This is a genomic window from Streptomyces sp. NPDC046862 (assembly GCF_040704615.1).
GTDB lineage: Bacteria > Actinomycetota > Actinomycetes > Streptomycetales > Streptomycetaceae > Streptomyces.
This window is the reverse complement of the sequence record NZ_JBEYXP010000025.1, coordinates 96296-116490: the sequence shown is the minus strand read 5'-3', so window position 1 is coordinate 116490 and position 20195 is coordinate 96296. Positions and strand designations below refer to the sequence as shown.

At 70.4% G+C, this 20195-nt stretch carries 23 protein-coding genes and 1 pseudogene; 17 read left to right on the top strand and 7 right to left on the bottom strand.

What is annotated here, in order from left to right:
• Positions 1 to 613 precede the first annotated feature (613 nt).
• From AB0959_RS26920 to AB0959_RS26905, 4 genes are all read right to left on the bottom strand, one after another.
• Positions 614 to 1765: a uroporphyrinogen-III synthase gene (locus tag AB0959_RS26920; protein WP_366829137.1), complete on the bottom strand. Its 1152-nt coding sequence runs from the start codon at positions 1763 to 1765 to the stop codon at positions 614 to 616.
• A gap of 251 nt (positions 1766 to 2016) precedes the next feature.
• Complete coding sequence (locus tag AB0959_RS26915; RefSeq protein WP_366829136.1) at positions 2017 to 3399, bottom strand: nitrate/nitrite transporter; 1383 nt, start codon at positions 3397 to 3399, stop codon at positions 2017 to 2019.
• 263 nt (positions 3400 to 3662) lie between these two features.
• Complete coding sequence (locus AB0959_RS26910; RefSeq protein ID WP_366829135.1) at positions 3663 to 4172, bottom strand: GtrA family protein; 510 nt, start codon at positions 4170 to 4172, stop codon at positions 3663 to 3665.
• 190 nt (positions 4173 to 4362) lie between these two features.
• Complete coding sequence (locus AB0959_RS26905) at positions 4363 to 4830, bottom strand: helix-turn-helix transcriptional regulator (protein WP_366829134.1); 468 nt, start codon at positions 4828 to 4830, stop codon at positions 4363 to 4365.
• Positions 4831 to 5056: 226 nt separating this feature from the next.
• Between AB0959_RS26905 and AB0959_RS26900 the strand changes: the two genes are divergently transcribed.
• The 8 genes from AB0959_RS26900 (at position 5057) to AB0959_RS26865 (ending at position 9626) form a co-directional block, all read left to right on the top strand.
• Positions 5057 to 5929: a hypothetical protein gene (locus tag AB0959_RS26900; protein ID WP_366829133.1), complete on the top strand. Its 873-nt coding sequence runs from the start codon at positions 5057 to 5059 to the stop codon at positions 5927 to 5929.
• Complete coding sequence (locus AB0959_RS26895) at positions 5929 to 6165, top strand: helix-turn-helix domain-containing protein (protein WP_366829132.1); 237 nt, start codon at positions 5929 to 5931, stop codon at positions 6163 to 6165. Before AB0959_RS26900 ends, AB0959_RS26895 begins: the two co-directional genes overlap by 1 nt.
• A 262-nt stretch (positions 6166 to 6427) precedes the next feature.
• Positions 6428 to 6835 carry a hypothetical protein gene (locus tag AB0959_RS26890; protein WP_366829131.1) on the top strand — a complete coding sequence of 136 codons (408 nt, stop codon included), beginning with the start codon at positions 6428 to 6430 and terminating at the stop codon, positions 6833 to 6835.
• Between the two features lie 155 nt (positions 6836 to 6990).
• Complete coding sequence (locus tag AB0959_RS26885) at positions 6991 to 7569, top strand: phage tail protein (RefSeq protein WP_366829130.1); 579 nt, start codon at positions 6991 to 6993, stop codon at positions 7567 to 7569.
• A 147-nt stretch (positions 7570 to 7716) separates the two neighbouring features.
• Positions 7717 to 8004: a hypothetical protein gene (locus AB0959_RS26880; RefSeq protein WP_366829129.1), complete on the top strand. Its 288-nt coding sequence runs from the start codon at positions 7717 to 7719 to the stop codon at positions 8002 to 8004.
• A 65-nt stretch (positions 8005 to 8069) separates the two neighbouring features.
• Positions 8070 to 8435: a hypothetical protein gene (locus AB0959_RS26875; RefSeq protein WP_366829128.1), complete on the top strand. Its 366-nt coding sequence runs from the start codon at positions 8070 to 8072 to the stop codon at positions 8433 to 8435.
• A 46-nt stretch (positions 8436 to 8481) separates the two neighbouring features.
• Positions 8482 to 9132 carry a hypothetical protein gene (locus AB0959_RS26870; RefSeq protein ID WP_366829127.1) on the top strand — a complete coding sequence of 217 codons (651 nt, stop codon included), beginning with the start codon at positions 8482 to 8484 and terminating at the stop codon, positions 9130 to 9132.
• 131 nt (positions 9133 to 9263) lie between these two features.
• Positions 9264 to 9626, top strand: a complete 363-nt coding sequence (locus AB0959_RS26865; protein WP_366829126.1) for a hypothetical protein — start codon at positions 9264 to 9266, stop codon at positions 9624 to 9626.
• A gap of 57 nt (positions 9627 to 9683) precedes the next feature.
• Here the strand turns inward: AB0959_RS26865 and AB0959_RS26860 are convergent.
• Positions 9684 to 10794, bottom strand: a pseudogene (locus tag AB0959_RS26860) (RNA-guided endonuclease TnpB family protein).
• A 338-nt stretch (positions 10795 to 11132) separates the two neighbouring features.
• On the opposite strand from AB0959_RS26860, the gene AB0959_RS26855 reads away from it, so the two are divergent.
• Positions 11133 to 11555 (top strand): DUF3592 domain-containing protein, encoded by a 423-nt coding sequence (locus AB0959_RS26855; protein WP_366829125.1) that lies wholly within the window; start codon positions 11133 to 11135, stop codon positions 11553 to 11555.
• Positions 11556 to 11736: 181 nt separating this feature from the next.
• Here AB0959_RS26855 and AB0959_RS26850 read toward each other — a convergent pair whose 3' ends face one another.
• Positions 11737 to 12132: a hypothetical protein gene (locus tag AB0959_RS26850; protein ID WP_366829124.1), complete on the bottom strand. Its 396-nt coding sequence runs from the start codon at positions 12130 to 12132 to the stop codon at positions 11737 to 11739.
• Between the two features lie 76 nt (positions 12133 to 12208).
• Here AB0959_RS26850 and AB0959_RS26845 point away from each other — a divergent pair, with 76 nt between their 5' ends.
• The 8 genes from AB0959_RS26845 (at position 12209) to AB0959_RS26810 (ending at position 19352) form a co-directional block, all read left to right on the top strand.
• A complete protein-coding gene (locus AB0959_RS26845) occupies positions 12209 to 12727 on the top strand; it encodes a hypothetical protein (protein ID WP_366829123.1) in 519 nt (172 codons plus the stop codon).
• Between the two features lie 98 nt (positions 12728 to 12825).
• Positions 12826 to 13761 (top strand): hypothetical protein, encoded by a 936-nt coding sequence (locus AB0959_RS26840; protein ID WP_366829122.1) that lies wholly within the window; start codon positions 12826 to 12828, stop codon positions 13759 to 13761.
• 119 nt (positions 13762 to 13880) lie between these two features.
• Positions 13881 to 14726: a hypothetical protein gene (locus AB0959_RS26835; protein WP_366829121.1), complete on the top strand. Its 846-nt coding sequence runs from the start codon at positions 13881 to 13883 to the stop codon at positions 14724 to 14726.
• Positions 14713 to 17073 (top strand): hypothetical protein, encoded by a 2361-nt coding sequence (locus AB0959_RS26830; protein WP_366829120.1) that lies wholly within the window; start codon positions 14713 to 14715, stop codon positions 17071 to 17073. The genes AB0959_RS26835 and AB0959_RS26830 overlap by 14 nt, the downstream gene beginning before the upstream one ends.
• Complete coding sequence (locus AB0959_RS26825; RefSeq protein ID WP_366829119.1) at positions 17066 to 17392, top strand: hypothetical protein; 327 nt, start codon at positions 17066 to 17068, stop codon at positions 17390 to 17392. Before AB0959_RS26830 ends, AB0959_RS26825 begins: the two co-directional genes overlap by 8 nt.
• A complete protein-coding gene (locus AB0959_RS26820) occupies positions 17389 to 18036 on the top strand; it encodes a hypothetical protein (RefSeq protein WP_366829118.1) in 648 nt (215 codons plus the stop codon). The genes AB0959_RS26825 and AB0959_RS26820 overlap by 4 nt, the downstream gene beginning before the upstream one ends.
• A 110-nt stretch (positions 18037 to 18146) precedes the next feature.
• Positions 18147 to 19007, top strand: a complete 861-nt coding sequence (locus AB0959_RS26815; RefSeq protein ID WP_366829117.1) for a peptidoglycan-binding protein — start codon at positions 18147 to 18149, stop codon at positions 19005 to 19007.
• A gap of 84 nt (positions 19008 to 19091) precedes the next feature.
• The gene (locus AB0959_RS26810; RefSeq protein WP_366829116.1) at positions 19092 to 19352 is read left to right on the top strand and encodes a hypothetical protein; all 261 of its coding nucleotides are present in this window, start codon (positions 19092 to 19094) and stop codon (positions 19350 to 19352) included.
• Positions 19353 to 19381: 29 nt separating this feature from the next.
• On the opposite strand, the gene AB0959_RS26805 is transcribed toward AB0959_RS26810, so the two are convergent.
• Entirely contained in the window at positions 19382 to 20032 is a 651-nt protein-coding gene (locus AB0959_RS26805) for a hypothetical protein (RefSeq protein ID WP_366829115.1), read from the bottom strand.
• Positions 20033 to 20195: the final 163 nt, after the last annotated feature.

Genomic DNA, 20195 nt, shown 5'->3' with positions numbered 1-20195 from the left:
GGTCGCGCAGTTCCCCGCGCCCCTGAAAACCTCGGGCGCGCACCCGGCAGCACTGACCCGCACCACGACGCGCTCGCAACTGCCGGGGGCTGTTTGCGGGCGGCTGCGGGTTCGATGTGGCTGGTCGCGCAGTTCCCCGCGCCCCTAAAAAGCCTCGGGCGCGCGCGGCGCCGCACTGATCCGCGTCACAACACGCTCGCGTCTGCCGGGTTCTGTTCGCGGGCGGGTGCGGGTTCGATGTGGCTGGTCGCGCAGTTCCCCGCGCCCCAAAAAGCCTCGGGCGCGCCCGGGACCAAGACGCGCCCACCCCCACCGGGCCGCAGCCGCGTGCGCACCCGAGGGGGTGTGTCGGGAGGTGTCCGCCCGCAGCGGCCGGCGTCCGCCGCCGAGGAACTGGACGCCCCACAGAACCGCCGGACCGAGGACGGAGACCTCGCGGCGCGCCCCCGACCCACGACGGCGCCCCGGCACACGGCGGACGCGGTACGTCGTGCTGCCGGGTGCGCCCGATCCACCAGGGGCGCGGGGAACTGCGCGATCAGCCACACTCAACCCGCAGAAACCCGCACACCCCAGCCACCCACCACCCACCCCGGCCCAACCGCCGGAGGTGCTACTCGGCGTACTTGGAGTCCAAAGCCGGATCCAACGCCAGCCGATACCCCCGCTTGACCACCGTCTGGATCAGCTTCGGCGTGCCCAGCGCGGTCCGCAGCCGGGCCATGGCCGTCTCCACGGCGTGTTCGTCGCGCCCGGCCCCCGGCAGGGCCCGCAGCAGTTCCGCGCGGGCCACCACCCAGCCCGGCCGCCGGCACAGCGCCCGCAGCAAGGACATCCCGGCGGGCGGCACGGGACGCAGAACCCCGTCCACCAGCACCGCGTGGCCACGGATCTCCACCCGGTGCCCGGCGATGGGCAGCGTACGAGCGCGCCCGGGCAACTCCTGGCACAGCAGTTGCACCAGCGGCCCCAGCCGGTACCGCTCGGGTTGAATCGTGTCCACACCCCGTGCCTGCAACGGCAGGGCGGTGACCGGCCCCACGCACGCGGGCAGCACGTCGTGGTTCAGCGCGGCGAGCAGTTCGGGCAGCAGTCCCCGGTCCTCCGCGCGTGACAGCAAGGAGACCGCGGCGGGGGCACTGGTGAAGGTCAGGGCGTCGAGCCCACGGCTCACCGTCGCGTCCAGCAGGCGGTCCACCGGCCCCAGATCCTCCGGCGGCAGCCAGCGGTAGACGGGCACGCCCACGACCTCCCCTCCCCCGGCCCGCAGCGCCTCCACGAACCCGGGCAGCGGCTCACCGTGCAACTGCACGGCGATACGGCGGCCGTCCACGCCCTCCTCCAGCAGGCGGTCGAGCACTTCGGCCATGGACTCCGAGGACGGTGACCAGTCCTCCGTCAGTCCGGCGGCCCGGATCGCACCCTTCACCTTGGGCCCGCGCGCGAGGAGTTCCACCCCGCGCAGCCGGGCCAGCAGATCCTCGCCGAGGCCCCATCCGTCGGCGGCCTCGACCCAGCCGCGGAAGCCGATGGCGGTGGTCGCCACCACGATGTCCGGGGCCTGGTCGAGCAGTTCCTTCGTCGCGGCGAGCAGCTCGCTGTCGTCGGCGAGCGGCACGATGCGCAGCGCGGGCGCATGGAGGACGGACGCGCCGCGTCGCTGGAGCAACGCTCCGAGCTCGTCGGCCCGTCGCGCGGCCGTCACGCCCACGGTGAACCCGGCGAGGGGCCCGTGGTCTGGTGGTCGCTGCTGTTCGTCGTACATGTCTCGTCCCGCGGTCGAGTCGTCGCAGCACATGCGTGCTGAAACCTGCGTGCCGAACGAGCCTGTCAACGGTGCGTGACAGACTCGGTTCGGCTTTATGTCGGCGGTGTTACCGATACCGCCTCGTGTGAGAACACCGGATGAGTACACCGGATGCGCCACGCCTTACCGCGTTGCTCCGGTTCTGCCCCGGTTTCGTTCCGGTCGTCCGGCATGCGTCCCGGGGCGGCTCTTCCCGGGACGTCGCACCGTCACACCTCGGCGTAGCTGAGCTGCGGCTTGGCCTCCGTCGTGGCCGTGGCCCCGGCCTTGGCGGCCGCCGGGCGGCGAAGGTATACGGCCCAGGTGACCACGAAGCAGGCCGCGTAGAAGGCGAGGAAGGAGACGAAGGCGCCGGTGCCGGAGCCGACGGTGAGGAAGGACTGGCGGAAGGCGAGGTTGATGCCGAGGCCGCCGAGCGCGCCCACCGCTCCGATGATGCCCATGGACGCACCGGACAGCCGCCGCCCGTACGCGGCGGCCTCCTCGCCCTGGAGTCCCCTGGCGAGGGCCTTGGCCTGGAAGATGCCCGGGATCATCTTGAACGTCGAGCCGTTGCCGAGTCCGCTGAGCACGAACAGCGCGATGAACGCGGTGGTGAACAGCGGCAGCGACTTCTGCATGGACGCGATGACGATGACGCCGGTGGCCGCGGCCATGGCGACGTAGTTCCACAGCGTGATCTTCGCACCGCCGTAGCGGTCGGCGAGCGCGCCGCCCACCGGCCGGATCAGCGAGCCGAGCAGCGGGCCGATGAAGGTGACGTAGGCGGCCTGCAGCGGCGTACGGCCGAACTGTGTCTGCAGGACCAGGCCGAAGGCGAAGCTGTAGCCGATGAAGGAGCCGAAGGTGCCGATGTAGAGGAAGGACATGATCCAGGTGTGGACCTCCTTGACGGAGTCCTTTGCGGCACCGGTGTCGTTCTTCAGCGACGCGATGTTGTCCATCTTGACCGCGGCGAGGCCGGCGGCGAGGACGATGAGCGGGATGTAGATCCCGAGCAGCAGGCGCGGGCCGCCACTGGCGCCGATCACCGCGAGCCCGACGAGCTGTACGACCGGCACGCCGATGTTGCCGCCGCCTGCGTTGAGGCCGAGGGCCCAGCCCTTCTTGCGGAGCGGGAAGAAGGCGTTGATGTTGGTCATGCTGGAGGCGAAGTTGCCGCCGCCGATACCGGCGAGCATGGCGCACACCAGGAACGTGTTGAACGAGGTCCCCGGCTCCATCACGGCGAACGCGGCGACGGTCGGGACGAGCAGGAGGCTCGCGGAGATGATCGTCCAGTTCCGCCCGCCGAAGATCGCGACCGCGAAGGTGTAGGGGACGCGCACGATGGCGCCGACCAGCGTGGCCATCGACACGATGAAGAACTTGTCGGCCGGGGTGAGCCCGTACTCGGGGCCCATGAAGAGCACCATCACCGACCACACGGTCCAGACGGAGAACCCGATGTGCTCGGACAGCACGGAGAAGAGCAGGTTGCGCCGGGCGACCTTCTCACCGGTCTCGTTCCAGAAGGTCTCGTTCTCGGGGTCCCAGTGCTCGATCCAGCGGCCTCCCCTACTGGGGGCGGGGGCTGTGCTCGGGGATGTCATGGCGCCTCCACGGCTCTCCGGTGCTCAGGTTCGTACTAAGAGGGGTGGTGAGGGGTGATGAGTCCCGAAGGTAGGGACGGCGCGTTTCCTGCCTGTGGCACCGAGTGACCGGAAGGGAACTTTGCTCTCACGGGCGCGTGGACCCGTCGGTGAGGAGGGGGCCGGGGCGGGCCTCCGGCACAGGTGGGCCGGTGTCCGCCCAAGGTAGGCCGGTGTCCGCCGGGCCGTGCGGGGTTTTGGGGTCCAGATGGGAGTGACTCCACTCACGCCGCCCGGCACAGCGGCCGGGCTCCGGCCACCTGCCAGGTGCCGAGCTCGGTGGGAACCGTGGGAGTGGCCGGGCGGCCCTGCCGGAAGACGAACAGCCGCAGGACGACGAACCGCCCGACACCGGCCAGCCCGCACGCGGAGAGGTACACGACCTGTTCGACCAGCACGCCGGGCTCCTCCCGCAGCAGGTGCAGTACGGCCATCGCGGCGCAGGTCACCAGGTAGGCGGCGGCCGCCGATCCGGCGGAGCGCAGGTGCTCGCGCAGACCGGCCCGGTGCCCGCTGCCGAAGGTGAACCGCGCGTGCAGCTCCGTGGCGATCAGGGTGGACACGACGGTCACGACCGCGTTCGCCACCGCCCACGGCAGCAGCGAGGCCAACCCGGCGACGGCACCGCTGGACAGGAGGCCGACCCCGCCGCCGCACAGCGTGAAGCGGAGGAAGGCGGCGAACGGTCCGGGGGCCGTGCCGACTCGGCGCGTCATGTGGTCCTGCTGCTTCATCGTCGAACCCCTCCATCCGGTGGCCGTACATCGTGCGCTCCTTGCGAACACTGTACGCAACGCGCACACTGTTCGCAACCGGGTGGACATGCGAGTGGACATGCGAGTGGACAAAACGAACGCCCCCGCCTGAACCGGCGGGGGCGTTCGTTCACATGCGGGTTCGCTCGCATACGGCGAGGCATCGCGTTCAGGGGCCGGCCTGACCGTCCTGCCCTCCCTGGGGGGCCGGCGCCACCGCGCCGAGTCTGAGCTGCTCGGTGATCTGCACGAAGGCCGTCCGCAGATGCTCCGGAATACCGAGGGCCACAGCCGCCTGCTCAGCGGAAAGACGCGGCTCCCCCTCCACCGCACCCGCCGCGGCCACCCCGGAAGGCGCCGGGGCCTGCGGCAGGTCCTCCTCGGTCAGCCTGCCGGAGCGGATGAGCACCTCCCGGACCGGGATGCCCAGCGCTCGAGCCAGACCGCGCATCGTCTCCAGGTCGGGCATGCTCTGGCGCTGGAGCAGTCGGGTGATGGCCGCCCGGTGCACACCGGCGTCCTCCGCCAGCTTGGTCTTGCCGCCGCCGCGCGGGCTGTCGATGTCGTAACCACGCCGGCGCATCACCGCCTCGATCCAGGCGGCGAACTCCTCGACCTGCTCGGCATCGCTCTTCATCCCACATCGCTCCCCTCGCTCACTCCTCACTGTAACGTTCGCGCGCACACGTACTAAGCAGTTGCGCGCACGCACGAGTAAAGGTTCCGTGAGGGCCGCTCGTCAACCAGGGGTCGCGAACTTCGTTGCGAGCGAGTCCGCAACATGTACGCTGTGTGCGAGCTCGCAACAACTCCGTTGCCGTGCTCCTCGTCCCACCCGTTTCACGGATCGGAGTGTGTCCGCCATGACATCGGACCTCGCCTCCCAGTACACCGCCCGCGCCGCCCGCTGGATCGACATCCTGCGCCTGCAGTTCCCCGAGTTACTCGAGGAGTTGGCGCCGGGCCGCCCGGGTGGCGGCGCCCGTTCCCGCCCGCTCCTGGGCCCGGCCACGCTGCGGACCCTCGCCGAACGGGACCGCGTGGAGCGGGCCGAGGCCCTGCGCGGCGAGCAGTTGGGCATCGCCCCGCTCGGCGCGGGCTCCGCCCCGATCCGCCTCCATGTCTCCGACGCCCTGCGGGACATCAGCGACGGGGTCGTCGAACTGGAGGAAGCGGTGCGCGAGAAGCTCGGACTCGGCCGGCCTCCCCGGGCGGACGTGCCGCGGCGGCTCGACCGGATCGCCGCCCTGCTCGCCGACCTCGCCGAAGACCCCTTTCTCGCACGGCACGTCCTCGACGAGTGCCGCCGGATGGCCCGCCGCTGCGGCCGTACGCTCGGCGACCCGGAGACCCTCGTACGCCTCGACGGCCGTTGCCCGTGGTGCGATTCGGTCTCCCTGCGGGTCATGCCCGCGCGCCGCACCGTCCTGTGCGTCAACCCCGGCTGCCGCTGCACCGACGACGCGTGCCCGTGCGCGCAGGACCCGGCCCACCGGCACACCTGGACGGAGACCGACTGGGCGCGGCTCGCGGCGGAGGCGGGGGCGGGGGCGGACGAGGAGGAGATCGCGGCGCTGGCCGACATGGACGACCAGCACCTCGACGCATACGAGGGAGCCGGGGCCGGCCCGGAGAACGGGACCGCCACGCGGAACGGGGCCGGTGCGCAGAGCGGGGCCGGTGCGCAGAGCGGAGCCGGTGCGCAGAGCGGAGCCACCGAGGCAGGGGCCGCCTGATGCCCGGATCCCTCCCCGGTCCGACCGGCTCGTCCCCCACACTGGTGACCGGCGCCGCGGCCGCCGCAGAGACGGGGGTGACCCCCGCGACCGTACGCAAATGGGTCCAGCTGGGCCGTCTGGAGGCCGCCGGCCGTCAGGGCCGGACCCATCTCTACCGACTGGAGGACGTGTTCGCCGCGGAGCGAGCCACGCGGGGGCGCGGCCGCCGCGGCCGACCTGACGGACACGACTGACCTGACCGACACGACCGACACGACTGCTCGCGATTGCCCCGTCACACCACCTGGTGTGGCGGGGCAATCGCCGTTTCAGGCCCCGCGTCGGCACGCACGGAAAGAAGAACTTGCGCGCGCGCTCGCAACGTGTCACAGTTGGTGCAGCGGCGGAGCTGTACCCGGACCGGGGAACAGCACCGCCGTTTCGCATGGCACCACTTCGCCTGTTCGCCTGTTCGCCTGTTCGCCTGTTCGCCTACACGAGAAGGGAGGTCTCACCGTGGCCGATCCGACGGTCACCTTCCCGGATGTCGAGCGACTCGTCGTCGACTTCCTCACCGACCGCGCCGAACTCTCCACCGCGACCGTGGACAACGTTCCGCCCAGCGGTTTCGACGGCACCCAGCGGGTCGTCCTGGTCTCCCGCTCCGGCGGGGCCTGGGTCGACGACCTGCACCTGGACCAGCCGCTCGTGGACCTGGAGGTCTACGGCCCCACCAAGACCGCGGCCCACGCCCTGGCCCTGACCGTCCGCTCGGCGCTCCTCGCGCTGCGCGGCACGGGCTACGGCACGGCGTACGTCTCCGACGTCGTCGAGGCCGACGGCCCGCGGTGGCTGCCCGACTGGAACCGGTCGGCCGCCAACCGCTACTACTCCACGGTGCGGCTGCACATCCGCCCCGCCTGAGAGCCCCACGCACGTACGTCCCCAGGCGCACACGCGTACGCGCTCTCCCCGATCAGGCCCCGTCATCCGGCGGGGCCTTCGTCATGTCCGGGCCCGAGGCACAGCAAGTACCACCACCGAGGCCCGACTCACCACCACTCACGAAGGAGTTCCGCATGGCAGGCACCAACGCCAACGAGATCCGGGTCGCCGGCACCGGCCGCATCCTGGTCGCCCCGGTCGGCACGACCGCGCCGGCCGATGTCACCACCGCGTGGGGGGCCGGCTGGAAGGACCTCGGCTACACCTCGCAGGACGGCATCAAGCTGGCGAAGAAGGACAAGCTCGACCCGGTCGAGACCTGGCAGTCCGTCTCCCCGGCCCGGTTCATCTACTCCGACCGGGACCTGACGGTGAAGTTCCAGCTGCTGCAGCTGAACGAGGACACCCTGCCGTTCTTCATGGGCGGTGACGCCGTCGCGGAGACCGCGGCCAACTCCGGTCTCTACAAGTACGAGCTGAGCGCCGACCCGAAGTTCAACGAGAAGGCGCTGGGCATCGAGTTCAGTGACGGCAAGGACATCACGTACCGCTTCGTCGTCGCGCGCGGCCAGGTCACCGAGACCGAGGAACTGTCGCTGACCCGTACCGCCTCCATCAAGCTCGGCGTGACCTTCACCGCGCTGGCGGTCGACAACACCAAGCCGCTGGCCACCTTCCTGATGAAGGACCCGGCGTACAGCGCCGTCTCCTGATCCAGTCGCCCCACCGGCCCAAGCCGCCCCGCCCGTGACCCGGGCGGGGCCTCCTCCGGCGGGCAGGGCCGGGACCTTCCCCCCTCCCGGCCCCGCCCGCCGCATCCCGTTCTCTGCTCGACTCACGTTCCGCACAAGGGAGTACTCATGACCTTCGACGTCGGCGCCGCCCGCGCCCAGCGGCAGGACGCACTCGGCCGCGCCTGGTCGTTCACCATCGACGGGGACACCTTCACGCTGCCCACCGAGCTGACCCGCCAGACCGCGCGCACCCTGCGCGACCTCGACGACAACGACGTGGACGGCCTGCTCCGCGCGCTCCTCGGCGACGACCAGTACGAGCGGTTCGACCGCCACGACGTCACCATGCAGGACATCTCCGCGATCATGGAGGCGTACGGCAAGGAGACCGGGCTCGGCCTGGGGGAAGGCTGAGCCTCGGCGAGTTCGTCGAAGAACACGCCGAGGCCCTCGAAGCGGACCTGCTCCGCCACTACGGCGTGGACCTGCTCGACTGGCACCGCGGCCGGCTCTCCTCCCGCCGGCTCGCGGTGCTGGTCAAGCACCTCCCACGCGACAGCGCGACCCTTCAGGGGGCCCACGGCGAGGCAGCGCGATGGTCGGTCACGGACTACCTGCTGGCCTCGGTCGTCGACCAGCTCGCCGAGGCCAACTGGATGTTCGCCACGGTGAACCGGGACGAGGACTCCGAGCCCCTGGAGTACCCGAAGCCGGTGCCGCGCCCGGGGCTGCGGGAGCCCGAGGCTCCGCCCGCCGCGTCATCGCGGGCGCCGCAGCCGCAGCCGCAGCCCGAGCCGCCGGAACGGAACCCGACAGCGGCCGAACTCACCCGGTTCTTCACCTGAGTCGACGCCGACGGCAGTTCAGTCACACGAGGAGTGAACTCATCCGATGACCCTCTACACCCCACTCGGCGGTCTCCCGTATCCACAGCCCACGGACACCGCCAACCTCCCCCTCCACCTCCAGTCCCTCGCCGAGGGCATCGACTCGCGCACGATCCTGCGGTACCCGACATCCGCCGAGCGGGATGCCGTCATCACCACCCCGGCAGCCGGCATGGTCGCCTGGCTGACCTCACCCGGCGCGCTCAGCTACTACACCGGCTCGGCGTGGGTCGCGATGGGCGTCTGGAACACGTACGCCCCAGCCTGGACCGCCGAAACGACCAGTCCGGCGATCGGCAACGGCACGCTGACCGGCAAGTACGCCGTGGTGGGCAAGGTGTGCCACTTCACGGCCCTGATCCAGTTCGGCTCGACGACCACGTACGGCAGCGGCGACTACTCCCTCGGCCTGCCGGTCAGGGCGGGGGCGCTCGGCGGGCTGCCCCAGTTCCAGGGTGTGGCGACCAGCGGTGCGGGCCGCGGAGTGGTCTCCTGCCAGCCGACCGCGAGCACGAACGCCACGGCGTACACCCTGTGGGGCCCGACCTCCGCCTCCTCCTCCAAGATCGACCAGCTCGGCAGCGGCGGACTGTTCGGAGCGGCCTGGGCGAACGGCAACATCATCCGCGTCGGCGGGACGTACGAGGTGGCCTGAGCCGAGGACCCGGGAGGTACCAAGTGACCTGAAGCGCCTCTGTTTTCCCGTGGTCACCACGGGCACTTCGGGTATCCTGCAAGGTGCATTCGAGCATATGTTCGAAGCACGTGTTGCGACGGATGGGGGCCATGTTGACGGAGAACGACGGTGAGGCATGGGGCGGCGTCGAGTGCACCGAAGCCGAGGCCGAACTGCGACAGGTCCTGGCCACGCGCATGCGGCGCGCCGTTCCGGCCGACGTGGTCGTCACCACCCGGGCGGAGATCGAGAAGCGGGAGTTCAGGGCGTACGCCAAGGGCTGGCGCGACCGGGGCGAGCACGAGGAGCGCCGCGAGCCAGGGAGCCGCCCGGGCCACAAGGCTCCGGTCCACCCGGACGACGGGGCGAAGGTCCTCCCCTTCCCTCCACAGACCCCGGCCCCCTCAGGATCTCCGCACCCTCACACGCACCCGCCCACGGCACGCCCGCACCCGTCGGACGACGATCATTGACATGCTCCTCGCCCTGAAGGACGAGGATTCTGGCCTTCTCGACCTGTTGCTGTGCCGCTACGCGGCACGGGGTTGGGTCGGGAATCCGTGGCTTCCTGTTTCTTCGCGCTGTGCCGGGATTGCTCCTGGTCTTACCGGCGCTCCGCAGGCCGATACCGCCAGTCCGGCGGCCGTCTTCACGTTGATCACGGCATTGGTGTCCCGGTCGTGGACGGCGCCGCAGGCGCTACAGGTCCATTGTCGGACGTTCAGGGGTTTGGGCCCGTCCACGGTGCCGCAGGTGGAGCAGGTCTGGGAGGTCGGCGTGAAGCGGCCGATCTTGACCAGGGTGCGGCCGTACCGTTCCGCTTTGTACTCCAGCATGCTGATGAACGAGGCCCATCCGGCGTCGTGCACGGACTTGGCCAGCTTCGTACGGGCCAGTCCCGCCACCGACAGGTCCTCCACGGCGATCCCTTGGTTCTCGGAGATCAGTTTCGTGGAGAGCTGGTGGTGGAACTTCTTCTCCGCGCGCCGAAGGAAGCGTGGGGAGTCGACCTTCGTGCCGTCGGACAGGACCGCGAAGTGGGTCAGGCCGAGATCGATGCCGAGGGTGCGGTCGGTTTCCGGCATCCGCGCCTGGTCGGCGTCCGGGTCGGTGTCGATGACGAAGGAGGCGAAGAATCTGCCGGCCGCGTCCTTGATGACGGTGACGGAAGTGGGAGCGGCGGACAGCGTCCGGGACCACTTCACCTTCACCGCGCCGATCTTCGGCAGGTTCAGACGGCCACTGCCGGTGATGCTCCAGCGGGCGTTGGCAGTGAACCGGATCGACTGCCGCTTGTCCTTGCGGGACTTGAAGCGGGGCGGGCCCAGTTTCGGACCCTTGCGGGTGCCCCTGAGGGAGGCGAAGAAGTCTTTGTAGGCGGCCTCGGCGTCCCGCAGGGACTGCTGGAGCACCACCGCGGAGACCTCGCCCAGCCAGGACCGCTCCGGCGTCCGCTTCGCTTCCGTGATCAGGCGTGTGGACAGCTGACCGGGCCGTCGGCAACGGCTGCCCGGCCTTACGTGCGTCCTCGCGGGCACGCACGGCGTCGTTGAACACGACGCGTGCGCACCCGAACGCACTGGCCAGCGCGGCCTGCTGAGCGGAATCGGGGTACACCCTGAAGGCGTACCGGAGCTGCATGACGATCACACCAGGCACGTCGAACCCACGTCGTCACCGGGAACATGTGAACGATCCGTCACCGTCACGAAGCGGGATCCGGCTCCGCCGGAACGACACCGCGACGCTCCGCGTCGCGGCCACAAGATTCGCTTCGCCCCCGGCCTGAAGGCCGGAGCACTGCGAATGAACCCCGGTAGCGGTCCTCTTGGAGCCGACCGGGCTGCGGGGTGACGACACAGCGGCCACCCACCTCATGGTCCCAGCGGCCGCAGGAGCCACTGCCGTCGACAGCGGTCACCGGGTGAGCCATGATGAAGCGCCTGGAACGTCGAGGCGGCGAGCTAACGGGAAGTGACATGGCGGGCGCCCTGATCTGGTCGCTGATCCTGGCACTGGCGTCCTGCGGCATCACCGTCGCCGCCGTGCACACCTTCCGTCGGTACCGTGCGGGCCTGCGCCTGCAGGCATCGGGCACGGCAACGACCGGCCGGTGCACCTCGTTGTCATGGCGCCAGGACGACGTCTCCGTGCGCTTTTCCTACGCGCTTCCGGATGGCACGGAGTACGAGGCGGATTCCTTCCCCCTGGCACGCACGTCCGTCTCACCGGGTAGCGCGGTGTCGGTCGTGTACGACCCCGCCTCGCCGGCGACAGCGGAACTGGCGGACGGCCTGGAGCGCGCCGTGCGCTCTCACCGGCGCACCCTGCTCGCGACCAGCCCCCTGCTCGTCATGTTCGTCGCCCTCGACGCATGGACCGCCCTCGCGCTTCTCGCCTGACCATTCGGCGCCCCTTTCCACACTTTCCCCTGGCCGTGCCACGGCCAGGGGAATGCGAAAGGAGGAGTCATGGCCGACTCCATTGACACCGAAATTCTGGGCCACGCAGCAGGCCGACGCGGACGCGGTCGAGAAGTCCGGCAGGAGGGCGGGAAAGAACGCCGACAGGGGCGATACTACTTCAGCCGGCGAAGTCGATGACCATAACGGCGAAGCAGAGGAAAAGCAGCAAGCCTGAACCGATGGCGAACGCCAGAAGCGTCTTTCCGCTCGTCACCTCGTCGGGGGTTACCGTGTTGCTCTCGTCCTCCGGGTCATAAACCACGTCGAGCACACCCCCCACCTGAGCGGGAGGCCATACGAAAGGCCCCACGCTGGTCTGCAGCGACACGCCGGCCTCCGAAGGGAACCGGACCAGAAGGTAGACCTTCCCGTTCTCGTCTTTCCTTGAGTTGACGCATCTCGCCGAGACACGTATGCCACGCGTCCGCAGCGCCCTGCCCCGCCTGTAGGCCACCACGCAAAAGGCAAAAACAAAAGCAGCGACAACGGCAACCGGAATCGCAAGCCCGCCCATACCCCGCCCTCCACCGACACAACATCCGCACCCCCTCCTACCACCCAACTCGCACACGTGTCAAGGAGATGACCCCATGGCGCAACATTCGATCGACGAAGTACACAGCCAGATAACCGAAATAAAGAAGAAGCTCGAAGCGGGAGGTGGAGTCGCCTCCCAGGAGTACATAGACGGAAAGCTCAAGAACAGCAAAGCAGAGGAGAACAAGGAACCGTCCCAGCTGGAGAACTGGGCCAAGTCGATCGGATTCGGCCTGGATGAAGTAGTGAAGTCCGTCCAGGACTTCAAGATCGGCTCACTGGCCGCTTTCTCCGCACTCGGCGCCACGATAACGGGGTTCGTGCTCAGCAATGTCTTCGACAGGGACGCGCTGTCCAAGACAGCGCTCAGCAAAATCGGACTCGAGCGCGACGAGAGCGGGATTCCCCGCAGGAAGACAAGGGTGACGGGAGGCCAAGCCGTTCCGGAGGCCCCGATCACCAGTGTCGACGTGGACCGCGTGAAGAACATGCGGAGTGCCGCGATCGCGCTGTCCAGGTCGCTGAACGACCTCACCAAGGACGTCAACAACGCCGCACGCCAGATCGCCTGACTGCCCGAGGAGCTTCCATGTCACTGGCCCGAAGCGCATCCACCGCCGCCGGATCCCTTGCGCGGTTCCGGACCTCCATTTCCCAGACAGCGTCAGTCGTGGGACGCCTCCGAACGGCGGCCACCAGCACCGGAACCTCACTGGACAAGATCCGTGGTGGTTCTGACAAACTCCACAACTCCCTCGGCAAGCTCAAGTCCGAGGCCGGCAACCTCACCACCGGGATGGTGAAGTCCAAGTCCGGCTCCGACAAGCTCAAGTCCGCCCTCGACAAGCTCAGGTCCTCCGCAGACAAGACCAAGACCGCCCTCCGCGGAGTCAAGCAGCAGTCCGACGCCGTGGAGAAGTCGGTCGGCCGGGCCGGGAAGAACGCCGACAAGGGCGGAAAGTCCATGGGCAACCTGGGCAAGGGGCTCAAGGGTGCCTCGCTCGCTCAGCGAGGCCTGAACCTCGCCATGGCGGCCAGTCCATTCGGGCTGGTCATGACCCTTCTCGCGCCTCTCATCGCCCAGTTCATCAACATGGACAAGGTCGCGTCGCTGGTCCGCCGTGGCCTCGTCGCCGCCTGGAGTCACATCAAGAGCGCCTCCCAGTCGGCCGCGCGGATGCTCGGGCCGCTCTTCAAGGGCGTCGTCAACGGGTTCCTGCTGCCCTCGCGGATGCTGGTGCGCGGGCTCAACATGCTCATCGGCTCCCTGAACCGGGTGAAGATCAAGGTCCCGGACTGGGTGCCCGTCATCGGCGGCAAGGGGTTCGCGTTCAACCTGCCGACCATCCCCGTGCCGGCGCTCGCGCAGGGCGGCATCGTGCAGGCCCGTTCCGGCGGCACGCTCGCACTGATCGGTGAGGCCGGGGAGCACGAGGCCGTCATCCCGCTGTCCAAGCTGGAGCGGATGCTGGGCTCGGGCCACGGGCTCCGGGCGCTCGCCTCCGCCGTGGAGCGGCTCGCGGACCGGCCCGTCGTCGTCCAGGTCGGCTCGCAGGAGATCGCCCGCGCCGTGTTCCTGGGGCAGCGGCAGCTCGCCAGGCGGTAGCGGCACCCACCCCCGTTCAGCAGCAGTCGATGGCACCGGCCTTGCGCCGCCATCGGCTTTTTTCATGCCTGCCTCCGCCCACCAGCAATGTCCGCCTCCGCCCACCACCAGGAGAAACCATGGGAAACCTCTGGATCGGCCCACCCGGTTCCATGTCCGAGATCGACCAGGCCGCCAAGTCCTTCGACCGCACCGCCGACCTGGGCGTCAGCGAGTTCAAGTCGCTCGGCGGCCGGGTCACCGTCACCCGCAACCTCGCTCCCGTGCGCCGGATCAAGCTGGCGTGGGACCTGCTGCCACCGGCGCAGGCCCGCGTCCTGGACCGGATCGCGCGGCGGATCGACGGCCCAGGCCCGGTGTTCCTCGTCGACCCGGCCTCCGGCAACGTGCTCGACCCCCGGCAGGCCGCCGGGCGCGGCACGAAGGGGGCCACCGACATCACCGGCCTCGGCCAGTGGTTCCGGACCGGCCCGTCCGGCACGGTCACCGAGAGCACGACCATGCCCGGCACCTTCACCTTCACGGCCGTGGACGCCAACAGCGCCGTCGCCTGGAGCTGCGTCGGCACCGAGGGCGCCGTCGGCGACTTCCCGGTGACCCCGGGGCTCCAGATCTCCTTCCGGGCCCCGACCGCGATCGCCGCCCTCGGCACCGTCGGCGTCGGCATCGACTTCAAAAAGGCCGACGGCTCCTACCTGACCACGACATCCGCCTCCGGCCCGCTGGTCACGGGCACCGTCCCGGCCGGCGCCGCGTACGTGACGCCGACCGCGAAGCCGGGCACGGCGGGTACGTACGCGCTCGCCGGTGCCTGCCTCACGTACGGCGGTACGGCGGCGGACGGCGTGCCGGGCGACGGGCTGCCGCCGATGTCCGTGACCGGCTACAGCGACACCCCCGGCCGCCCCCTCCCGTTCCGCAACTTCAGCCTCGACCTCGTGGAGGTGTCCAGTGCAACAGGCTGACGACGCCACCCAGTCCGCGCTCGCGGCCGGTGAGCGCACCACCACCCACACCACCCGCCTCGGCGGCGAGGACCTCTCCGAACAGGTGCAGTCGTGGCAGGTCGAACGGTCGTACGCGACCGACCTGCCGGCCGCGATGCGGGCGTTCTCCGGTTCCTCCTCGGCGCAGCTCCAGCTCCAGCTGTCCGGCTCCCGCGGAGTGACGGCGCCCGAGCTGTACGCCCCCTGGGCGCCGCACGCCACCGGCGACATCACGCGCCCGGGGCAGTCCGTGGTGCACCTGGGCGGGGTCGGTACGACACCGCTGCCCGCCTTCCGGGGCACCGTCCGGTCCCGCTCGGCGCAGGCCGGTACGGACACCGTGCAGGTCACCGCGCTCGACGGGGCCGAACGGCTGCGCGGCCCGGCACTGCTGCCGAAGCCGTACGCCGGGTTCCTCCAGGGCCGCCCGGTGGCCACGGCCACCTGGTGCGTCGACGAGCTGCTGCGGCAGGCGGGCGTGCACAGCGCCCCGCCGCCCCGCTACCCGGACTTCATCGAGGGCCAGCCCCTCACCCTGGTCCACGCCGGTCTGCACGGCGGCTTCGCCTCACCGTACGGCCAGCCGGAGATCCTGCCGCCGGCGTCCTCCTACACCTGGACCCGGGACGGCGCCCCGCACGAGATGGCGCTGCTGCCGCGCACCACGGGCGTCACCGCAAGCTGGTTCCCGCGCTCCCGGGTCACCGTGCCGGGCAGCCGACTGCTGGCCGAGGCGTGGGTCAACCCCGCGATCGGCCCCGGCGACACCGTCACCCTCGAACTCTCCCTCGACCGCACCGGGAACGCGCGCGGCTCGATGCGGATGGAGGTGGACTTCGCCGAGGGCATGGTGCGGCTCTACTCCAACACCGTCGGTGGCTCGAGCCCGTACTTCTACTGGGTCTGGACAGCCCTGCGCACGCTCAAGGGCCCCTGGCACATCGGAGTGCTGTTCGACACCTCCGGTACTTCGGGGTCCAGCATCTATCCGACCATGCAACCCCGGCTGACCGGCCCCGACGGCACCCAGCTCCTGGGTGCGCCGGCCACCTTCACCGACAGCGACGGGCTCCAGGCCGCCGCCGAGCTGCGCGAGCTCAAACTCGTCACCGACATGGCGGTGGAGGGCGTGCAGCTCACCAGCGGGCTGTCCGCGATGCCGTCGCCGTCGGTGTTCGCGCAGACCGGGACCTGGACCAAGGGCGCCGAACTCGACGACGCGATGCTGCCGTTGTACGCGGTGCCGCGCGTGTCGGGGTCGCAGTGGGAGGTCGTGGGGCAGATCGCCAAGGCGAGCATGTCGACGGCCGAGTTCGACGAGCGGGGCATCTTCCGCTGGCGGAACCACACCCGGTTCGGCAGCACGCCGACGACGGCCGACCTCAGTCTCACCTCGGTCCGGGACATCGCCTCGCTCACCCTCACCGAGGAGATCGACGCCTGCCGCAACTACGTCGTCCAGCCGGCGAAGGTGTGGGAGAGCTTCGTGACCGTGGCCGGCACGACGTACACCGACACCGTGGTGCGGACCGTCCCGGCGAACGGCACGCTGACGGTGTCGTACGTCATGGCGGAGGAGGAGTTCGACATCGGGCCGCCCGGCACGGACGACGACTCGGTCGTCACGTCGGGCTCCCAGGTCCGCTTCGCCACCAGCAAGGCCGGTACGACGGCGGTCAAGGGCGCGGTCGACGTGCTGACCCGGCGCGAGGACGGCTACCTGGTGGTGCGGTTCAGCAACCGCACCTCCCAGACGCTCTACACGGCGAAGAAGGACGGTACGCCGTCGGTCTACCTGATGACGCTGAAGCCGGAGGCCGACACCGTCGAGCGGCAGGCCACCGCGTACGTGCCGGGCACCGACAGCGAGCGGTTCTACGGCCGTCAGGAGCACACCGGGGACACCACCGACTGGATCCAGGACCTGTCCGCCGCGCAGTCCATCGCCAACGCGCTGTACGACGCGGGCGCGTATCCGGTGCCCGTCATCGGCGACGTGGAGGTGCTGTACGACCCGCGCGTCCAGCTCGGCGACGTCGTACGGCTGACCGACACCTCGGGCACGCGGCTCGACACCCTGGCCTGGGTGGTCGGCATCAGCACGTCCGCCGCAGCCGACGGCGGGGTGAGGCAGACGCTCACCCTGCGCGGCACCACGCCCAACGGGACACCGGCCGACACCGGGCTGACGCCCGACGCGGCCGCCGATCCGGCCGCCGTGGTCCTGGCCACGTACGCGTCGGTGTCCGCGGCCTTCCCGACCCTGTCCGTGCTGATCGCCTCCGGGCTCACCTGGGGCGAGATCAAGGAGTCCGCGCATGTCTGAGCCGACCCCCGAGCCGACCCCCGAGCCGGCCGTCGAACCGGCGGACGCCGACGAGCCGGTCATCGGCCTGCCCGCCCAGGTGGAGGTGACCTTCCCCGGCCCGGTGGTCGAGGAGCCGGAGCAGCCGGACGAACCGGAGGAGCCGGAGGAGGCCACCGCGCCCTCCGGCTCCGGCGGATCAGGGGCGGACGGCTCCGGCCCCGAACCGCCGCCGGCCGAGGAGCCCGACCCGGACGCCGACCCCGATGCCGGCACCCGGACCGACACGCGGACCTTCACACAGACCAACACACGAGGAAAGGAGGCGGAGAGGGCATGACCGCCTACACGCCGCTCAGCGGCCTCCCCTACCCCCAGCCCACCGACACGGCCAACCTGCCGCTGCACTTCCAGTCCATGGCGGAGGCGATCGACAGCCGTACGATCCTGCGCTACGCCAACGCCGCCGCCCGTGACGCGGCGGTCACGACTCCGGCCGCCGGCATGGTCGCCTGGCTGAGCAGCCCCGGCCAACTGACGTACTACACGGGCACTTTGTGGTCCCCGGTCGCCCCGGCGCCGGTGTTCCTCTACAACAACGACGCCGGTACGACGGCGTCCACCACCCCCGCGGAGACCCTGACCGGCGCGACCGGTGACCCGCTGGTGGCGTCCTTCGTGGCTCCGCCGACCGGGAAGGTGATCGTGACGGTGGGCAGTTGGATGTTCAGCTCCGCGGCCAGTAACGGCTACATGGGCGCGACCATCAAGAAGGTCTCGGACAACTCGGTGCACCTGGCGTCGTCGATCGACCGCGCCGCCAACGTCTACAACACCGACCGGGCCTCGGTCTCCAGCCAGTTCCTGGTGACGGGCCTGACGGCGGGCACCGTGTACTCGGCGACGCCGACGTACTGGTCGGCCGCCAGTACCAACACCGTCAGCTACGACAACCGCTTCATCAGGGTCGACCCAATGCCGTGACCCGTTCCCCGTTCCCGTTCCCCGTTCCGAAGCCCGTTCTTTCCCGAAGCCCCGGTACGCCGCACACAGCGGCGCACCGGGGCTTTCGCCTGCTCACAAAGGAGTCCTCAATGGCCACACCCCTGTCCGCGTCCGCCTTCGCGAGAGCCCTGCGCGCCGAAGGCGTCACCCTCAAGGAGCACGGCACCTGGCCGACCCACAACCGCAACGCCATCGGCGCCTGGGGCCCTGCCCAGGGCGTGATGCTGCACCACACCGCCGGCACCAACAGCGTCTCCCTCTGCCGCACCGGCCGCGCCGACCTGCCGGGCCCGCTGTGCATCGGAGTGATCGCCAAGGACGGCACGGTCCATCTGGTGGGCTACGGCCGCACCAACCACGCGGGCAGCGGCTCGCAGGCGGCCTACAACGCCGTACGCGGCCAAAGCGCCCTCCCCTCCAGACCGGGCGCCGACGCGGTCGACGGCAACGCCCACTTCTACGGCTTCGAGATCGAGAACCTCGGCAACGGCCGCGACCCGTATCCCGAGGCGCAGCTGGCGGCCGTGGAGAGGGTCGCCGCGGCCGTCTGCCGTGCCCACGGCTGGAGTTCGTCGCGGGTCATCGGCCACAAGGAGTGGACGCGACGCAAGATCGACCCGACGTTCTCGATGGCGGCGATGCGCACGCGGACAGCGAAGCGCCTGGGAAAGCCCACGGGCGGGGGCGGGTCCGCGCCGACCGCGTACGAACCCTTCCCGGGGGCCGCGTACTTCACGAACGGCCGCCGCGGCACGATCGTCACCGCCATGGGCCGGCGCCTGGTCGCGGAGGGCTGCGGCCGCTACGCCATCGGTCCCGGCCCGGTCTGGACGGAGGCCGACCGCCGCTCGTACGCCGCCTGGCAGCGCCGGCTCGGCTACTCGGGCGCGGACGCCGACGGCATTCCGGGCCGCGTGAGCTGGGACAGGCTCCGCGTGCCACGCACGTGAGGAAGTCGAGGAAGTCGCGGATGTACGGAACAAGGAGGTACGCGATGACCGGGCCGAAGCAGCGGACGGACCAGGGAGGTGCCGATGGTGAGCAGTGACGAACGAGCGGGCGTGGTCCTGGAGTTGGAGCGCCTCCGCCGCGCCGTGGATGTCGGCTTCGCCACCACCCGGGGCGACCTGGCCCTCCTCCTCCAGCGCGCCGACCAGACGGACAAGACGCTCTCGGAACACGAGGAGCGCCTCGACACCCTGGAACGCAGCCGCTGGCCGCTGCCGTCCCTGGCCGCCCTCACGTCCTGCGCGGCCCTGGCGGTCACGCTGTGGTCGGTGGCGACCGGAAAGTAGGAGACCGATCGGAATCCATCACGTCAGTCCTACAACGACCCGATGTACGCCAGGGTCTCCGTCCCGCCGTCGTCCCACTTGATCACCACGTCGTCGCCGGATCGGCGGACCGTGCCGTAGGTGAGGTCGGACTCCTGCGTGGCCTGCGTGCCCATGCGGCGGAGGACGAGGCGGAAGGAGTCGTCGTCACGGTAGGTGCCGAGGCCGGTGAGGACGCCCTTGCCCTCGGTGTCGATGTAGGAGAGGGAGTACTTGCCCTTCAGGTCGCCGGAGGTGTACTTCGTGCCGACCGTGAGGGTCTTGGCGTCCGCGTCCTGCCACTGGCCCTCGACGCCGGGCGCGGGCGGGGCCTTGACGGGGCCCGTGTCGTCGCCGAAGTCGGGTGAGGGGAGGTCGGGCACCTCCGTCGCGCCGCCCGAGGGCAGGCCGCCCGAGGGCAGGTCGGCCACCTCGCCGGTCGGGCTCCCGGACGCGCTCGGCCCGACCGCCACGGTCTTGTCGGCCTTGGCATCGTCGTCCCCGTTGCCGGAGGCCAGGAAGACGCCGCCGCCCACCAGCGCCAGGGCCACGACCGCGCCGACGGCGATGAGCGCCACCTTCTTCCCGGAGCCCCCGGGAGGCGGGGGCGGCGGGTAACTCCCGTAGGGCGCACCCCCGTACGGCGGCTGCGGCTGCGGCATCGCGTACGGGTTCGGGGGCTGTGGCGGGAGCGGGGGCGGTGCGTACGGCCCCGGGTACGGCGGCTGCTGTGGCGGCTGGACCGGCGGAGGTCCGTAACCTTCGGGAGCTCCGTAACCTTTGGGAGTTCCGTAACCGTCCGGAGTTCCGTAACCGTCCGGAGAT

Coding starts and splice junctions, on each gene's coding strand:
- AB0959_RS26920 (WP_366829137.1), bottom strand. CDS start 1,765: ATGTACGACGAACAGCAGCGACCACCAGACCACGGGCCCCTCGCCGGG.
- AB0959_RS26915 (WP_366829136.1), bottom strand. CDS start 3,399: ATGACATCCCCGAGCACAGCCCCCGCCCCCAGTAGGGGAGGCCGCTGG.
- AB0959_RS26910 (WP_366829135.1), bottom strand. CDS start 4,172: ATGAAGCAGCAGGACCACATGACGCGCCGAGTCGGCACGGCCCCCGGA.
- AB0959_RS26905 (WP_366829134.1), bottom strand. CDS start 4,830: ATGAAGAGCGATGCCGAGCAGGTCGAGGAGTTCGCCGCCTGGATCGAG.
- AB0959_RS26900 (WP_366829133.1), top strand. CDS start 5,057: ATGACATCGGACCTCGCCTCCCAGTACACCGCCCGCGCCGCCCGCTGG.
- AB0959_RS26895 (WP_366829132.1), top strand. CDS start 5,929: ATGCCCGGATCCCTCCCCGGTCCGACCGGCTCGTCCCCCACACTGGTG.
- AB0959_RS26885 (WP_366829130.1), top strand. CDS start 6,991: ATGGCAGGCACCAACGCCAACGAGATCCGGGTCGCCGGCACCGGCCGC.
- AB0959_RS26880 (WP_366829129.1), top strand. CDS start 7,717: ATGACCTTCGACGTCGGCGCCGCCCGCGCCCAGCGGCAGGACGCACTC.
- AB0959_RS26870 (WP_366829127.1), top strand. CDS start 8,482: ATGACCCTCTACACCCCACTCGGCGGTCTCCCGTATCCACAGCCCACG.
- AB0959_RS26865 (WP_366829126.1), top strand. CDS start 9,264: ATGTTGACGGAGAACGACGGTGAGGCATGGGGCGGCGTCGAGTGCACC.
- AB0959_RS26855 (WP_366829125.1), top strand. CDS start 11,133: ATGGCGGGCGCCCTGATCTGGTCGCTGATCCTGGCACTGGCGTCCTGC.
- AB0959_RS26850 (WP_366829124.1), bottom strand. CDS start 12,132: ATGGGCGGGCTTGCGATTCCGGTTGCCGTTGTCGCTGCTTTTGTTTTT.
- AB0959_RS26845 (WP_366829123.1), top strand. CDS start 12,209: ATGGCGCAACATTCGATCGACGAAGTACACAGCCAGATAACCGAAATA.
- AB0959_RS26835 (WP_366829121.1), top strand. CDS start 13,881: ATGGGAAACCTCTGGATCGGCCCACCCGGTTCCATGTCCGAGATCGAC.
- AB0959_RS26825 (WP_366829119.1), top strand. CDS start 17,066: ATGTCTGAGCCGACCCCCGAGCCGACCCCCGAGCCGGCCGTCGAACCG.
- AB0959_RS26820 (WP_366829118.1), top strand. CDS start 17,389: ATGACCGCCTACACGCCGCTCAGCGGCCTCCCCTACCCCCAGCCCACC.
- AB0959_RS26815 (WP_366829117.1), top strand. CDS start 18,147: ATGGCCACACCCCTGTCCGCGTCCGCCTTCGCGAGAGCCCTGCGCGCC.
- AB0959_RS26810 (WP_366829116.1), top strand. CDS start 19,092: ATGGTGAGCAGTGACGAACGAGCGGGCGTGGTCCTGGAGTTGGAGCGC.
- AB0959_RS26805 (WP_366829115.1), bottom strand. CDS start 20,032: ATGCCGCAGCCGCAGCCGCCGTACGGGGGTGCGCCCTACGGGAGTTAC.